This is a genomic window from Aeromonas sp. NJAU223 (genome assembly GCF_051125555.1).
Taxonomy (GTDB): Bacteria; Pseudomonadota; Gammaproteobacteria; order Enterobacterales; family Aeromonadaceae; genus Aeromonas; species Aeromonas veronii_G.
Genome location: NZ_CP144204.1, coordinates 2636761 through 2651571, shown reverse-complemented (window position 1 = coordinate 2651571; position 14811 = coordinate 2636761). Strand labels below are relative to the sequence as shown.

Below are 14811 nucleotides of genomic sequence, written 5' to 3'. Positions count from 1 at the left end.
CCGTCGATCAGGCGAAATACCACAGCTTCGCTGTGGACGCTTGGCGGCAGGACATTGCGAGCTGGCTTGTGCGGGTGGCACGGTGCTAACGTGTGCCGACATTGTGCAATGGAGTGATGAAGGGGAACAGATGGACAGACTGGGGGCGATGGAGGTGTTCGTGCTGGCGGTGGAGACGGGCTCCTTTTCGGCGGTCGCCAGGCGTCTGGGGCTTGGCCAGCCGGCCGTGTCCAAGCAGATCGCCCAGCTGGAGGCGCGCCTTGGAGGCGCGCTGCTGCTGCGCTCGACCCGCGGCCTGACTCCGACCGAGGCGGGGGAGGCTTACTACCTGAATGCGAAACGCATCCTGGTTGAGGTGGAGGAGGCGGAAGCCCAGGTAGGGCAGTGCCGCACCGCCCTCACTGGACGCCTGCGCATCTCTGCCCCCGTTACCTTCGCCCGGTTGCACCTCATTCCTCATCTGCCCGCTTTTATGGCGGCGCATCCCGAACTGGAACTCGAGATCCTGCTGGATGATGACAACCTGGATCTCATCGCGGCGGGCATTGATGTGGCCCTGCGGCTCGGCCCCCAACCCGACTCCGCCCTGGTGGCCCGCCACCTCGCGCACTGTGCCCGGGTGGTGGTGGGAACACCCGCCTGTCTCGCCGCGGCGGGTCGGCCGCAATCTCCCGGTGATCTGCAGGGGCAGGCGCTGGTGATCTACAGTCCGAGGCCCGGTCTTGGGCACTCCTGGTCATTCAGCCGGGGGGATGAGCGGGTCGACATAGCGGCCCGTGGCCGGATCATGGTCTCCGCCGCCGAGGGAATGCGCGCCGCGGTGCTGGCCGGGATTGGGCTTGGCATCAGCTCCGAGTGGATGTTTGCCCCCGAACTGGCCAGCGGGGAGGTGGTGAGACTCTTGCCGGAGTGGCAGTTGCCGAGGCTGGATCTCTGGGCCCTGTTGCCTGCGGGGCGAGGGCCCAGTGCCAAGGCGAGTGCCTGGCTGGCCTTCGTGAGCGGCCTGCCCGGGTTGCAAGCGGCGCGGACCCATTCCCCGGCGGAATAACCGTTATGGCGTGGGGACGGCTACTGCCGTCCCGGCTCCGGGGGTAGTCTCTTCATCCAGCCCGGCCTGTTGCCGGCGCCTTGCATCAATGAGGATGGCATCATGACATCACCGAGCGTCTCCCCAACGGCGGCCCAGCCTGCCAGGGCGCTGACCCCCACATTCATCTTCGCCATGGCGCTCTGCTGCGGTCTGGCGGTCGCCAACATCTATTACAACCAGCCCATGCTGGCGGTGATGGCACGGGATTTCCCCGGCCATTCAGCCATTCCTCTCATCGCCGTACTGACCCAACTCGGCTATGCCCTCGGCCTCTTGCTGCTGGTGCCCCTTGGCGATGTGCTGGTTCGGCGCTGGCTCATCGTCGGGCAGTTCGTCCTCATCGCCCTTGCCTCTTTGCTGGCGGCCCTGGCCCAGGGGACCACCATGTTGATGCTGGCCTCGGTACTGCTCGGCATCGGGGCAACGGCGGCCCAGCAGATTGTGCCCGTCGCGGCGACGCTGGCGGATCCCGCACGGCGCGGCGCCGTGGTGGGCACTGTGATGAGCGGTCTGCTCGGTGGCATCCTGCTCAGCCGCACCCTGGCGGGCGTTGTCACGGCCTATGCGGGCTGGCGCACCATGTTCTGGCTCGGTATTCCGCTGGCGCTGCTGGGGGCCCTGCTGATGGCACGCACCATCCCCCTCCAGTTGCCGCGCGTCACCCTCACCTATGGGGCCTTGCTGCGCTCTCTCGTCACCCTCTGGCGGGAGGAGCCGGCTCTGCGCCGTGCCGCGCTGACACAGGGGCTGTTGTTTGGCTCCTTCAGCGCCTTCTGGACCGTGCTGGCGCTCTATCTGGCGCACTCCTCCTATCGGCTCGGAGCACAGTGGGCCGGCCTGTTCGGGGTGATAGGGGTGGTCGGTGTCCTCGCGGCCCCCTTGGCTGGGCGGCTGGCGGATCGGCAGGGGGCCAGGCCCGTGGTGTTGAGCGGGGCCCTGATGGTGGTACTGGCCTGGATAGTGTTCGAAACCTGGCACAGCCTGATCGGATTGGCGGTGGGCGTCATCTTGCTGGATCTGGGGGTGCAGAGCGCGCTCATCGCCCATCAGCAGCTCATCTATGGATTGAGGGAGGTGGCGAGGGGGCGGGTCAATACCCTCTTCATGGGGGCCATGTTCCTTGGGGGGACGCTGGGTTCCAGCCTCGCCATGCTGGCCTGGCAGAAGGGAGAATGGTCCGGGGTGGGGATGGTCGGACTGCTGCTGGCCTTGCTGGCCCTCATCGGCGGGCTGACGGGCCGGGGTCGCCAGCGGGTATCCGAACCTGCCTGAGCATGGCCGAACATGAGAGAGGCGACCCTGGGGTCGCCTCTTGCATTGCATTCATCTGTGTTGCCAATTGCGTGCTTAGAGCACCATGGCGGCAATCCAGCCGAAGATGATGAGCGGGATGTTGTAGTGGATGAAGGTGGGCACCACGCTGTCCCAAATATGATCGTGCTGACCGTCGGCGTTGAGGCCGGAAGTGGGGCCGAGCGTCGAGTCCGAGGCGGGGGAGCCTGCATCCCCCAGGGCACCGGCAGCCCCCACCAGGGCGATGGTCGCCATGGGGGAGAAACCCAGATGGATGCACAGGGGCACATAGATGGTGGCGATGATGGGCACGGTGGAGAAGGAGGAACCAATCCCCATGGTGATGAGCAGCCCCACCAGCAGCATCAGGAAGGCCGCCATCCCCTTGTGGCCGGCCATCATGCCGGAGACCGCCTGCACCAGGCTATCCACCCCGTGGGTCTCCTTCATCACGGCGGCGAAGCCGGCGGCGGAGATCATGATGAAGCCGATGAGGGACATCATGCGCACCCCCTGAGTGAAGGCATCCTGGCTCTCGCGGAACTTGATGACGCCGCCACAGGTGAAGATGACGAAGCCTGCCAGCGCGCCCAACACGATGCTGTTGGTCATCAGCTGCAACCCCAGCGCCACGGCGATGGCCAGCAGGGCGACCCAGATGTGGTTGAGGTTGAGTTGCACGGTTTCCGGCTCGGCGGAGAGGATCTTCTCCAGATCATACTGGCGCGGCTTGCGGTAGGTGAAGAAGACCGCGATGAGCAGGCCGATGAACATGCCAAACACCGGGATCGCCATGGCCATGGGCAGCTGGCTGTGCTCCACCGGAACCCCGTTGTCGATCAGGTTCTTGGCCAGGATGTTGTTCAGGAAGATGCCACCAAAACCCACTGGCAGCAGCATGTAGGTCGCGGTCAGGCCGAAGGTGATGACGCAGGCCACCTGGCGACGGTCAATCTGCATCTGGGCCATGACGTGCAGCAGCGGCGGGATCAGGATGGGGATGAAGGCGATGTGCACCGGGATCAGGTTCTGGGAGGAGATGGATACCCCCAGCACAGAGGCGAGCAGCAGGCTCTTGACCCAGAGGATGCGGGAGGAGCTGGCATCCTTGCCGAGTTGGCTGATCACCTTGCGGGCCAGCAGATCCGTGATGCCGGAGCGGGAGATGGCGACCGCAAAGGCGCCCAGCATGGCGTAGGAGAGGGCGATCTCGGCGCCGCCACCCAGGCCACCGGTGAAGGTGCTGAGGGTCTGCTCGAGTGAGAGGCCGCCGATGAGGCCGCCGACGATGGCACCGATGGCGAGGGAGACCACCACATTGATCCGCAGCAGGCTGAGCACCAGCATCAGCGCTACCGCGATAACAACAGGATTCATTTGCTTTCCTTATGGTATGTGTTGCTGTCTGTCTTCTGAAAGGCCGTTAGTTTGCGAAAAATGTGACAAATGTCGAGAAAAAAATCAGCTAAAACCGCTTGTCGGCAGCATCTTGTGACACAAAGTTGATCGAAACCGGGATTTGTCTCCACCTTGGCACAAGAGCCCTGCCTCGCGGGCTGCTGGCCCAACCAGCCGGGCCGGTACGGGACTGAAAACAATCAGGCTGCCACTGGGCAGCCTGATTGTCTGGATGCATATCCATTCATTACTCGGCGTCGTCCGCCGTGTCATCCACCTCGGCGGGGGGCCAGCCCCCCAGGCTCTTCCAGCGATTGACGATGTAGCAGAAGAGATCCGTGGTGCGCTCGGTGTCATAGAGGGCGGAGTGCGCCTCTTTGTTGTCAAAGGGGATCTTGGCGCTCTGGCATGCCTTGGCCAGCACCGTCTGACCCAGGGCCAGGCCCGAGAGGGCGGCGGTGTCAAAGGTGGCGAAGGGGTGGAATGGATTGCGCTTGAGGCCGGCCCGCTCGGCGGCGGCGGTCACGAAGCCGTGATCGAAAGTGGCGTTGTGGGCCACGATGATGGCACGGCCGCAATCCTGCTCCTTCATGCCCTTGCGCACTCCCTTGAAGATCTCGGTCAACGCCTCTTTCTCGCTGACGGCACCCCGCAGTGGATTGAAGGGATCGATGCCGGTGAACTCCAGCGCGGCCTTTTCCAGATTGGCGCCCTCGAAGGGTTCGACGTGGAAATGGAAGATCTGATCGGGCACCAGCCAGCCTTGCTCATCCATCTTGAGGGTATGAGCGGCTATCTCCAGCAGGGCATCGGTACGGGCATTGAACCCGGCGGTTTCAACATCGATGACGACGGGGTAAAAGCCACGAAAGCGGCCCTTGAGGGTGTGAACGGCGTCGGTCATGGTATCTCGGTCGGCGTGAATGTAAGGGCGCATTATGGCAAAAAAGCCGGCCCTTGTCCCTCCCGAGCAAGGCGTTTCTCCCGGGGCAGCCCGATGAGCGCGGTCGCTTATTGAGCACTCCCTTTGTTCGCCGCGTTTAGTTGCTAAAGCTTGCCTGACCCCTGCCGATAGTTAATCCGAGATCGTATGGAGGACAAGCCGTTGAATGCTTGGGTGTTAGGGTTGGTCAGCATATCCGTGAGTATGCAGTTGCAGGCGGGGGTCACCGAATTTGGTGCCGGCCTGGATCAATCCGTCTGGCGCTTGACCTCCGACTCCCAGGTGGAGTGCCGCCTCGAGCATCCCATCCCCCGTTGGGGCACGGGGGCTTTCGTGAGCCGCGCCGGTCGCAAGATCAATCTGGATTTCGAGCTGAAGGGGCAGCGCCCCCAGGCCCGCACCCAGACGGTCTCCCTAGGGATCATGCCACCCAGCTGGCGCCCCGGCGTGGCGGGCAGGCAGATAAGCCAACTGCAGTTTTATCAGCAGTTTGACGGTCTGGTGGCCGGTCAGACCGCCTGGACCATGCTCGATGAGCTCGAAGGAGGCCGCATGCCAACCTTCCAGTATCGGGACTGGTATCGCCAGGACAGGCCGGTGCGGGTCTCTCTCTCCTCGGTCAATTTCCGGGTCAAGTATCAGGCCTTCATGGATTGCCTGACCGGCCTCTTGCCCTACAACTTCAACGACATCGCCTTCAGCGTGCTCTCTTATGACAAGAACAGCGATCAGCTATCGCCTGCATCCAGGCGTCGACTGGCGATGATCAGCGAGTATGTGAAGGCGGACAAGAGCATCGATGTGGTGGTGATCGACGCCTACAGCGACAGCTATGGCGGCCGCTGGCCGAACCAGAAGCTCTCCGAGAAACGGGCCGATGCCATCAAGCAGGTGTTCGTGGATCTGGGGATTGAGGCGGGCAAGATCTCGGTGGAAGGCCATGGCGAGAAGCAACACGTGGCTTCCAATGAGACGGAAGGGGGCCGGGCCAAGAACCGGCGGGTGGTGATCAACATGGGACGCAATGGCACCATCTGATTAGGCAGTGGTTTTCACTGCCTTTTTACGTCATGGATGTGGGTTGTGCTGTTCTATTCGGCAGAACGTTGATTCATGCTGCCATTCGGGGCCCAAGACGCGGATCTCGCCATTCGACAAGCGTCAATTTGTTCCTACTTCCTGCCGCTGAGACATAAAAAATGCCAGTCGGCGGAACCGACTGGCATTTTTCACAATAATGCGGGCTTATTTGGCCAGAGATTCCGGCAGGTGCTCGCGGATCTTGCCGAGCATCTCTTTGAGGACGCGCGGGTTGGCGACGACCAGGTTGCCGGAGTTTTCGTAGTTGTGACCACCCACGAAGTCGGTGACGATGGCGCCCGCTTCCTTGGCCAGTAGCTCACCGGCTGCGGTTTCCCACGGCTTCAGACCGATTTCCCAGAAGCCGTCGATGCGACCGGCAGCCACATAGGCCAGATCCAGGGCCGGGGAGCCGGCACGACGGATGTCGGCACACTCGATGAACATGCTCTGGAACATCTTCAGGTAGGGCTCGATGTGGTGCTTCTGCTTGAACGGGAAGCCGGTCGCCAGCACGGTGCCAGCCATCTCGCGGGCCTTGCCCACACGGATGCGGTAGCCGTTCAGCTGGGCGCCGTTACCGCGGGTGGCGGTGAAGAGTTCGTCGCGAATGGGGTCGTAGACCACGGCTTGTTCGGTCTTGCCTTTCACGCGCAGGGCGATGGAAACGGCAAAGTGCGGAATGCCTTTGACCAGGTTGGTCGTGCCATCCAGTGGGTCGATGATCCATTGGTAATCCGGATTGGTACCGGCAATCTCACCAGATTCTTCAGACACGATGCTGTGTTCCGGGTAAGATTTCTTGATGGTATGAATGATGGCCGCTTCGGCGTCGCGGTCAACGTTGGTCACGAAGTCATTGCTGCCTTTTTGCATGGCCTCGATGTTTTCGGGCTGGGAGAAGGCTTTTACTACAACTTGACCGGCGTTGCGCGCAGCGCGCACGGCGATATTCAGCATCGGATGCATAGGTTCACCACTGGATGTTAAAGAACGGGGGATAAAAGGACGCGATATCTTACCAAGATATTCTGGAATGGCAACCATTGCCGACGGCAATCATCAGATTAATAACTGCCAGATCTGGCGGTTCCAATAAAGGCCCGTCATGAGCTAGTCTTATCGCGACAGCCGAACACAGGCTGTGGTGAGCATAGGGAAATGAACCATGAATCTGTCATTAGTCAGTCAAAAACCGTTAGCCGCAACAGCACAGGGAGTGCTGGCCGCATTGCGCGCCTCTAATGGATTTGATCATTACTTCAATGAAGTACGTGTGGCACAACCTGGTCAGTGGCAGCCGGGGGCCCAGGAAGTGGCCATCCTGCTGCTGGAGGAGGGGGACGCGGCCTGGCCCGCATTCAGCTGGCCGGGGGACAGCAATACCGGTCTCGGACTGCCAGTCTTGCCGCTGCTGGTGCACAAGCGCAGTGAGGGGACCCCCCTGACCGGACCGGATGTGCGGGATCCGCACCTCTACTTTGTCTCCAACGGCATCGTGCTGGATGAAGCCGATCTCGCGGATCCCGCCTGTAGTCGCGTCCTGCAGAGCAAGCTCGAATCCTACTTCCCGCTGCTTGCCCGCCTCACCCTGCTCCGTCAGCGCCAGCCCCAGGGGCTGTGCAACTGATCTCCCCCTCCTGGTGGACTGTTCAAACGGCGCAATATTTGTCATAACTGACCGGTATTGCGCCGTCGTGATCCGTATATTGCCGGGATCACGGCACAGGAAGTCTTGTCCACGGAGAGTGATATGAAGGTTTATGAGCTAAGGCGTGCCCCCAATGCCCGTCGCGTCAGGATGTTCCTGGCGGAGAAAGGTATCGAGATGACCTATCAGCAGGTCGATCTGGGGGCCGGGGAGAACCTGGGCCCTGACTTTCTGGCCAAAAACCCGGCCGGACGTATTCCCGTGCTGGAACTCGACGATGGCACCTGTCTCAGTGAAACCCTCGCCATCTGCCGCTATTTTGAAGAGCTTTATCCCGAACCCAACCTGTTTGGCAGCACACCCCTGGAGCGGGCCACCATAGAGATGTGGAGCCGTTTCATCGAGTTCAACCTCTGGCTGCCGACCGGCATGGCCTTTCGCCATATCACGGGTTTTTACAAAGACAGGGAAACCCCCTTCCCCGAGTGGGGGGAGGAATGCAAGAAGAACGCCATGCTCTGGTTCGACAAGCTCGATGCCAGGCTGGCAGAGGTGCCCTATGTCGCTGGCGAACGCTTCACCATCGCCGATATCCTGGCCTTGTGCACCATCGACTTTGGCAAGGTGGTGGAGCTGCGTATCGCCCCCGGCCAGGTTCATTTGCAGGCCTGGCATGAGCGGGTCAGTGCCCGCCCCAGTGCCCAGGCCTGACGGCCCTATTCCCACCAAGAGCCCGTTTCCATGAAAAGGAGTCCAAGATGATCGATCTCTATACCGCCGCCACTCCCAATGGCTTCAAGGTCACCATAGCGCTGGAAGAACTGGGATTGCCGTACCGAGTGATCCCGCTGGATCTGTCGGCACTGGATCAGAAGCAGCCCGATTTCCTGGCCATCAACCCCAATGGCCGCATCCCGGCCATCGTCGATCGGGACAACGATGACTTCGCCGTGTTCGAATCCGGCGCCATCCTCATCTATCTGGCCGAAAAGGCGGGCAAGCTGCTGCCCCAGGATCCCAAGCGCCGCTCCCAGGCCCTGCAGTGGCTGATGTTCCAGATGGGAGGGGTCGGTCCCATGATGGGGCAGGCCAATGTCTTCTATCGCTACTTCCCGGAGAAGATCCCCGCCGCCATCGAACGCTACCAGAAAGAGGGGCGCCGTCTGTTCGAGGTGCTGGACGGCCATCTGGCCCATCACGAATACCTGGCGGATGAGTACAGCATCGCCGACATCGCCACCTGGCCCTGGGTGCGGATCCACGAGTGGAGCGGTATCTCCATCGAGGGGCTGACTCACCTGCAGGTCTGGATGGATCGCATGGCCGCAAAACCCGCCTGCCAGAAGGGCATCAACATACCGCCACGCAAGGAGGAGACCCCGGAAGAGGCTGCCAAGCGGGTGCAGTCGATGATGACCCGCTAGACGAGGGTGAGGGCTTTCTCCGGTTGACGGAGAAAAGGCAACACTGAAACAGACCGGGCGGCGCCTTGTGAGGGGCCGCCCGATCTGTTTTGTTTGGTCAGGCGCTATGTCAAGAGAGCGGCTGCCAGCGCCCATCGGCGGCATGGCTGGCCAGGCTGGCTTCGATGAAGCGCATCCCCGCCACCCCATCCTCGACCGTGGTGAGCGCCAGACTCTCGGGGGGCGGCGGGAGCGCGCTCTCAAGGGCGCGGATCTGCAGGGCTGCGTCCGTGTAGAGCTGGGCGAAGGCCTCCAGATAGCCTTCGGGATGACCGGCGGGCACCCGGCTGGCGTGCTGGGCCGCCGGGCTCGCCACCCGGCCCCGGGTCAGCCGCTGGCTGGTGCCGCCGGTCGGGGTCAGCCAGAGTTCGTTCGGCGCCTCCTGGCGAAAGACCAGGCTGGCCTTGCTGCCATAGAGGCGGATCTGCAGCCGGTTCTCCTCGCCGCTGGCGACCTGGCTCGCGTTGAGCGAGCCGCGTATCCCATCCGGATAGCGCAGCCAGATCTGCAGATGGTCGTCCACCAGGCGATCCGGCACGAAACTGTGCAACTGGGCGGCGAGCTCGCTCGGCCACTGCCCGCTGATAAAGGCCGCCAGCTGGTAGGCGTGGGTGCCGATGTCGCCGAGGCAACCCGCCCGCCCGGCGCGGGCGGGATCCCCGCGCCAGTCCGCCTGCTTGTTCTGGCCGGGGGGGATGGGGTTGGCGAGCCAGTCCTGCAGGTACTCCACCTGCAGATAGCGCAGCTCCCCCAAGGCCCCGGCGGCGACCAGCTCGCGGGCGTGGCGCACCATGGGGTAGCCCGAATAGGTGTGGGTGAGGGCGAACAGCCGCCGCTGCTGGCGGGCGAGGCGGGCGAGATCTTCCCCCTCGGCCAGGGTCAGCGCCAGCGGCTTGTCACAGATGACGTGGATCCCGGCTTGCAGGAAGGCGCGCGCCACCGGGGCGTGCAGGTGGTTCGGGGTGGTGATGGCCACCACCTCGATGCCGTCGGCTCTGGCCGCCTCCGCCCGGGCCATGCGGGCGAAATCCTCGTAAGCGCGGGCCGGATCCAGCCCGAGAGCGAGGGCACTCGCCCGGGCGTTGGCGGGGTCGGCGGAGAGGGCGGCGGCGAGCAGCTCATACTGATCGTCCATGCGGGCGGCCAGACGATGGACGGCGCCGATGAAGGCCCCCTGGCCGCCCCCCACCATGCCCAGGCGCAGTCGTCTCGTCATGAGGTTTCTCCTCCCTTGCCGGTGGGGGCTGTGAGTCCGAGCAGGTTTTGCAGCGCTTCTGGTGCCAGGCCACTGCCGGCGAAATCATCGAAGGCGTGTTCGGCGACCCGGATGATATGGCGGCGGATGAAGTCGGCCCCCTCGGCGGCACCGTCTTCCGGATGCTTGAGGGCGCATTCCCACTCCAGCACCGCCCAGCCGGGGTAGTCGTACTGGGCGAGCTTGCTGAAGATGGCGCCGAAGTCTATCTGGCCATCTCCCAGGGAGCGAAAACGTCCCGCCCGTCCCAGCCAGGGGGCGTAGCCCCCGTAGACGCCCTGGCGCCCCGAGGGTCTGAATTCGGCATCCTTCACGTGGAAGGCGCGCACCCGCTCGTGATAGAGGTCGAGGAAGGCGAGGTAATCGAGCTGCTGCAGCAGCATGTGGCTGGGATCGTAGAGCACGTTGACCCGTGGATGCTCGCCGGTGGCTTCGAGGAAGCGCTCAAAAGTCGCACCGTCGAACAGATCCTCCCCCGGGTGCAGCTCATAACAGAGATCCACTCCGGCTTCGTCGAAGGCGTGAAGCAGCGGCAGCCAGCGGCGGGCGAGCTCGGCGAAGGCCTCCTCGACGAGCCCGGCGGGGCGCTGGGGCCAGGGATAGAGGTAGGGCCAGGCGAGGGCACCGGAGAAGGTGACGTGGGCACTGAGGCCGAGCCGCCTGGAGGCGATGGCGGCGGCCTTGAGCTGATCGGCGGCCCATCGGGTGCGGGCGGCGGGATTGCCGCGCACCGCCGGGGGGGCGAAGCCGTCGAACAGGCTGTCATAGGCGGGGTGGACCGCCAGCAGCTGGCCCTGTAGATGGGTTGAGAGCTCGGTGATGACCAGCCCCCGCTCGGCCAGCAGACCGCTGATGTCGTCGCAATAATCCTGGCTGGCTGCCGCCTGAGCCAGATCGAACAGGCGCGAGTCCGTCGGCAGTTGCAGGCCGCGAAAGCCGAGGCTGGCGGCCCAGTCCGCCAGGCCGGTGAGGGTATCGAATGGCGGCTTGTCCCCCATGAACTGGGCGAGGAAGAGAGCCGGTCCCTTGATGGTCTTCATGGACACTCCTGCATCAAAGCGTGGTGTAAGGGATGAACTGACCTCCACTTGGCGACCGGCGGGGCCGGTCGCCAGCGGTTGCTTAAAACGGGGAGTCGGGGAAGTAGAACTCCTTGGCCGTCTGCGGGGTGATCAGCACCGAGGGAATGATGGTATTGGTCGGCAGCGGCTCACCCTTGAGACGAGCCTCGGCGGTGAGCATGATGGCGTCATACATGAACTTGGGGGAGTAGGAGACGTTGGCCTGGATGCGGGGATCGCTGCCATCCATCAGGGTCTTGATCGCTCCCTTGGCACCGGCGCCGCCAAATACCAGCTTGATGTCGGTGCGCTTGGCCTGATCGATGGCCTTGAGTACCCCCACCGCCATGTCGTCATCGGCAGCCCAGACCGCATCGATGTGCTTGAAGCGGGTCAGGAAGTCCTGCATCACCTTGAAGGCGTCGTCCCGGTTCCAGTTGCCATATTTGGCGTCGAGGAGCTTGATGTCGCCGTGCTGCTTCATCACGCTGGTGAAAGCGTCGAAGCGTTCGTTGTCCAGAGTGGTGGGAATGCCGCGAAGGGCGACGATGTTCCCCTTGCCATTCAATGTCTTGGCCATGAACTCCGCCGGCAGCTTGCCAAAGGCGGTGTTGTCACCGGCCACGTAGGCATCCTGGGCACTGGTGTCGGTGAGGCCCCGATCCACCACGGTGACATAGACCCCCTTCTGTTTGACCTGGGCCACCGGCTTGGTCAGGGAGGCCGACTCGAAGGGGAAGATGACCAGGGTATCTATCTTGTTGACCGTCAGCAGATCCTGCAGCTGGTTGGCCTGATCCGGCGCCGTGGCGGCGGTCTTGACGATCACCTTGAGGTCGGGATGTGCCTTCTCCAGATCCTCCTTGGCCTTGTTGGCCCACCAGACGATCCCCGCCGTGAAGCTGTGGGTCGCGGTCGGGATGGAGACTCCCAGCGTCATCTTCTCGGCTGCCGAAACGCTGCTGGCACCGAGCAAGAGGGCGCAAGCCCCCAGAGTGTGTAGCATCTTGTTCATCTTGATCGCCTCTTGACTGTTGGGCATCTGCCCGTTCCGTGTCTGGCGAGATAAGCCCCGCCGTGCCTGTTACTCGTTCTCGCTTTCTTCTATTTGCTCAACGCCTGCGCTGCATGAAGGCGACCATGATGATCACCACCCCTTGTACCGCGGCATTGAGATAAACGCTGATGATGCTGGTCAGATTGAGGATGTTGCTGATGACCGACAAGAGAATGGCTCCTATCAGGGTGCCGAAGATGCGCCCTTCACCTCCCTTGAGGGAGGTCCCCCCCACCACCACGGCGGCGATGGCTTCCAGCTCCCACAAGAGCCCGGTGGTGGGGGTGGCGGAGCCCAGACGCGGCACATAGAGCAGGGTGGCGATGCCGACGCAGACCCCGAGCAGTGCATAGGTGAGCAGCTTGACCCGATCAACCCGGATGGCGGCGTAGCGCGCCACCTGCTCGTTGGAGCCGATCGCCTGTACGTGGCGGCCAAAGGCGGTGCGGTTGAGCAGCAAGCCCCCGGCCAGCGCGACCAGCAGCAGGACCCAGACCGGAATGGGAAGCCCCAGCAGGCTGCCGTAATAGACGGGGCTGTAGACGTTGCCGAGGGTATCATCCAGGGTCAGGGCGCCCCCATCGGCCAGGTAGGTCAGCACTGCCCGGAAGATGCCGAGGGTGCCGAGGGTGACGATGAAGGGCTCAATCTTGCCGCTGGTAATGAGCAGGCCGTGAGAGGCCCCGAACAGCAGGCCGAGTATCATGGCCAGCGCGATACCGAGACTCACCACCAGCAGAGGGGCATCCGCCAGTACCCCGGTGCCGAGCTGGTTCATGATGAGGATCATGGCCCCGGCGATGAGGGCCGCCATGGCGCCGACCGAGAGATCGATGCCGCCGGACATGATCACGAAGGTCATGCCCACGGCGATGATGCCGATGAAGGCGGTGCGGGTCAGCACGTTGAGCAGGTTGTCCAGGGTGGCGAAGTCGGGGTTGAGCAGGGTCCCGAGCAGGCAGAGCAGGATCAGCCCCAGCAGCGGACCCGTGCCCGAGAGCAGGGTGGAGAGCCGCGCCTTGCGGGTATCAGTAGGTGCCGGTTGCATGGGCGATCAACTCCTCTTCGGTCAGATGATGGGCAGGCAGTACCGCCTGCAGGCGGCCAGCCCGCAGCACGGTCACCCGGTGGCACAGGCCGATCAGTTCAATCAGCTCGCTCGAGATGACGATGACGGCGCGTCCCTCGGCGGCGAGCCGCTGGATCAGAAAGTAAATGTCCCGCTTGGCGCCGACATCGACTCCCCGGGTGGGCTCGTCGAGCACGATCACCCGAGGGTCTGGGTGCAAAAATTTGGCCAGGGCCAGTTTTTGCTGATTGCCCCCCGACATCATCCGGGCCCGGATGGAAGGAGCCCCAGCCCGGATGCCGAACTCCTCGATGGCGCGCCCGAGAGCCGCCCGCTCCGCCCCCTTGTCCATCCAGGGGTGGGCATAACGCGCCAGGGTCATCAGGGTGAGGTTCTCGGTCAGCCCGAGGTCGATGTGCAGCCCCTTGCCCTTGCGATCCTCCGGCAGATAGGTGAGGCCCTGCGTCGCGGCGGCACGCGGGCTGTCGATGTGCACCTCCCTGCCCGCCAGCCAAAGGCTGCCGGCCCGGCGCTCGCGCAGGCCGAGGATGGCCTCGAAGGCCTCGGTGCGCCCGGCCCCCACCAGCCCGGCGAAGCCGTAGATCTCGCCGCTTTGCACCTCGAAGCTCAGATCCTCGACCCAGCCGGGGACGCAGAGTCCTTTCACCGCGAGGGCGGTGTCGTTGCCTTGCGGGGGAGGGAGCCTTGGGGGGAACATGTCGGACATCTCGCGTCCCACCATCAGGTTCGCCATCTGTTGGCGACTGAGGGAGGCAGTCTCTTCGCGGCTGACGAAACGGCCGTCGCGCATGACCACCACCTCGTCGGTGACCCGCTGCACCTCGTCCAGCTTGTGGGAGATGTAGATGATGGTGGTGCCCTGGGCCTTGAGCCGGGCGATGAGGGCAAAGAGCCGCGTCGTTTCCGCCGGGGTCAGGGTGGCGGTCGGTTCATCCATGATGAGCAGTCGCGCTTGCCGGGACAGGGCCTTGGCAATCTCCACGAGTTGTTTCTCCGCCACGATAAGCTGCCGTACCTTGGTAGAAGGATCCCGCTGCAAGCCAACCTGTTCCAAGTAGTGGCGGGTCTGGCTGGCCATGGTGGCTTCGTCCAGCAACCAGCCTCGCTTCAGCTCATGGCCGAGGAAGAGGTTCTGGGTCAGGGTCAGGTGTTCGGCCAGGTTGAATTCTTGATGGATCAGCACTATGCCTGCCTGCTCTGCCTCACGAGATGAGGCCCAGTGACACTGCTTGTCATCGATGCGGATCTCGCCTGCGCTGATGGACTCGTAACCGGCGAGCATCTTCATCAGGGTGGATTTGCCCGCGCCATTTTCCCCGAGCAGGCCATAGACGCGTCCCGCCGTCAGGCTGAAGTCGACGCCGTGCAGCACCCGGATAGAGCCGAACTCTTTGTAGACACCGCGAAATTCGACACTGAGGCTCATCAGT

At 63.3% G+C, this 14811-nt stretch carries 14 protein-coding genes; 6 read left to right on the top strand and 8 right to left on the bottom strand.

From position 1 onward, the window contains the following. The first annotated feature begins 130 nt into the window (after positions 1 to 130). Together VZC39_RS12115 and VZC39_RS12110 are read left to right on the top strand one after the other, a co-directional pair. Entirely contained in the window at positions 131 to 1048 is a 918-nt protein-coding gene (locus tag VZC39_RS12115; RefSeq protein WP_434662798.1) for a LysR family transcriptional regulator, read from the top strand. Positions 1049 to 1150: 102 nt separating this feature from the next. After that, positions 1151 to 2362 carry an MFS transporter gene (locus VZC39_RS12110; protein WP_349918228.1) on the top strand — a complete coding sequence of 404 codons (1212 nt, stop codon included), beginning with the start codon at positions 1151 to 1153 and terminating at the stop codon, positions 2360 to 2362. A gap of 75 nt (positions 2363 to 2437) precedes the next feature. On the opposite strand, the gene VZC39_RS12105 is transcribed toward VZC39_RS12110, so the two are convergent. Both VZC39_RS12105 and rnt read right to left on the bottom strand, forming a co-directional pair. Beyond that, complete coding sequence (locus VZC39_RS12105; RefSeq protein WP_349918227.1) at positions 2438 to 3760, bottom strand: Na+/H+ antiporter family protein; 1323 nt, start codon at positions 3758 to 3760, stop codon at positions 2438 to 2440. 268 nt (positions 3761 to 4028) lie between these two features. Further along, positions 4029 to 4685, bottom strand: a complete 657-nt coding sequence (rnt, locus tag VZC39_RS12100) for a ribonuclease T (RefSeq protein WP_349918226.1) — start codon at positions 4683 to 4685, stop codon at positions 4029 to 4031. 201 nt (positions 4686 to 4886) lie between these two features. On the opposite strand from rnt, the gene VZC39_RS12095 reads away from it, so the two are divergent. Further along, positions 4887 to 5762 (top strand): flagellar protein MotY, encoded by an 876-nt coding sequence (locus tag VZC39_RS12095; protein WP_349918225.1) that lies wholly within the window; start codon positions 4887 to 4889, stop codon positions 5760 to 5762. 207 nt (positions 5763 to 5969) lie between these two features. On the opposite strand, the gene suhB is transcribed toward VZC39_RS12095, so the two are convergent. Beyond that, positions 5970 to 6773 carry an inositol-1-monophosphatase gene (suhB, locus tag VZC39_RS12090; RefSeq protein WP_349918224.1) on the bottom strand — a complete coding sequence of 268 codons (804 nt, stop codon included), beginning with the start codon at positions 6771 to 6773 and terminating at the stop codon, positions 5970 to 5972. Positions 6774 to 6972: 199 nt separating this feature from the next. On the opposite strand from suhB, the gene VZC39_RS12085 reads away from it, so the two are divergent. The 3 genes from VZC39_RS12085 to VZC39_RS12075 all read left to right on the top strand — a co-directional run bounded on the left by VZC39_RS12085 (position 6973) and on the right by VZC39_RS12075 (position 8879). After that, positions 6973 to 7434 (top strand): hypothetical protein, encoded by a 462-nt coding sequence (locus VZC39_RS12085; protein WP_434662792.1) that lies wholly within the window; start codon positions 6973 to 6975, stop codon positions 7432 to 7434. Between the two features lie 123 nt (positions 7435 to 7557). Then, a complete protein-coding gene (locus VZC39_RS12080; RefSeq protein ID WP_434662789.1) occupies positions 7558 to 8166 on the top strand; it encodes a glutathione S-transferase family protein in 609 nt (202 codons plus the stop codon). A 47-nt stretch (positions 8167 to 8213) separates the two neighbouring features. After that, the gene (locus VZC39_RS12075) at positions 8214 to 8879 is read left to right on the top strand and encodes a glutathione S-transferase family protein (protein WP_434662787.1); all 666 of its coding nucleotides are present in this window, start codon (positions 8214 to 8216) and stop codon (positions 8877 to 8879) included. A 109-nt stretch (positions 8880 to 8988) separates the two neighbouring features. On the opposite strand, the gene VZC39_RS12070 is transcribed toward VZC39_RS12075, so the two are convergent. The 5 genes from VZC39_RS12070 to VZC39_RS12050 form a co-directional block, all read right to left on the bottom strand. Then, positions 8989 to 10134: a Gfo/Idh/MocA family protein gene (locus VZC39_RS12070; RefSeq protein ID WP_434662784.1), complete on the bottom strand. Its 1146-nt coding sequence runs from the start codon at positions 10132 to 10134 to the stop codon at positions 8989 to 8991. Then, positions 10131 to 11213 (bottom strand): sugar phosphate isomerase/epimerase family protein, encoded by a 1083-nt coding sequence (locus tag VZC39_RS12065; protein WP_434662781.1) that lies wholly within the window; start codon positions 11211 to 11213, stop codon positions 10131 to 10133. Before VZC39_RS12065 ends, VZC39_RS12070 begins: the two co-directional genes overlap by 4 nt. An 82-nt stretch (positions 11214 to 11295) precedes the next feature. Further along, positions 11296 to 12276 carry a substrate-binding domain-containing protein gene (locus VZC39_RS12060; protein WP_434662778.1) on the bottom strand — a complete coding sequence of 327 codons (981 nt, stop codon included), beginning with the start codon at positions 12274 to 12276 and terminating at the stop codon, positions 11296 to 11298. 70 nt (positions 12277 to 12346) lie between these two features. Further along, positions 12347 to 13339, bottom strand: a complete 993-nt coding sequence (locus tag VZC39_RS12055; RefSeq protein ID WP_434662775.1) for an ABC transporter permease — start codon at positions 13337 to 13339, stop codon at positions 12347 to 12349. Beyond that, entirely contained in the window at positions 13320 to 14807 is a 1488-nt protein-coding gene (locus VZC39_RS12050; RefSeq protein WP_434662772.1) for a sugar ABC transporter ATP-binding protein, read from the bottom strand. Before VZC39_RS12050 ends, VZC39_RS12055 begins: the two co-directional genes overlap by 20 nt. Positions 14808 to 14811: the final 4 nt, after the last annotated feature.